The 590-nt window shown below is 52.2% G+C and carries 1 protein-coding gene; it reads right to left on the reverse strand.

Going from position 1 to position 590, the window contains the following annotated elements; genetic code table 11:
• The coding region (locus H9Y04_RS49290) for an aldehyde dehydrogenase family protein (RefSeq protein ID WP_187820190.1) at window positions 1–578 on the reverse strand (578 nt) is incomplete at its 3' end.
• Window positions 579–590 lie beyond the last annotated feature (12 nt).

The following is a 590-nucleotide window of genomic DNA, read 5'->3' on the forward strand; positions in this document are numbered from 1 at the left end:
GTCGCCAGGATCAGGTTGATGTCCGGGTGATGCATCAGCGCGTTAGACAGTTCTACAGACGGCTGATCGATCCAGCCAATCAGGTCCTTCGGCGCGCCGGCCGCGATGGCAGCCTGCAGCACGATATCAGCCGCTTTGTTGGTGGCTTCTTTTGCACGCGGGTGCGGAGAGAAAATGATGGCGTTACGCGTTTTCAGACTGATGAGCGATTTGAAAATGGCTGTTGAAGTCGGGTTAGTGGTCGGTACGATACCGCAGATGATGCCGATAGGCTCAGCAATAGTGATGGTGCCAAAGGTGTCGTCTTCTGACAGAACGCCACAGGTTTTTTCGTCTTTATAAGCGTTGTAAATGTATTCGGAAGCGAAGTGGTTTTTGATCACTTTGTCTTCAACGATACCCATGCCGGATTCGGCTACGGCCATTTTGGCGAGAGGGATTCGAGCATCTGCAGCGGCCAGAGCGGCGGCGCGGAAGATTTTGTCGACTTGTTCTTGAGTGAAACTGGCATATTCACGCTGGGCTTTCTTGACACGCTCAACAAGCGCGTTCAGTTCAGCGATATTAGTAACAGCCATAATGCTCTCCTG

This window comes from Streptomyces polyasparticus (genome assembly GCF_014493765.1).
Taxonomy (GTDB): Bacteria; Actinomycetota; Actinomycetes; order Streptomycetales; family Streptomycetaceae; genus Streptomyces; species Streptomyces polyasparticus.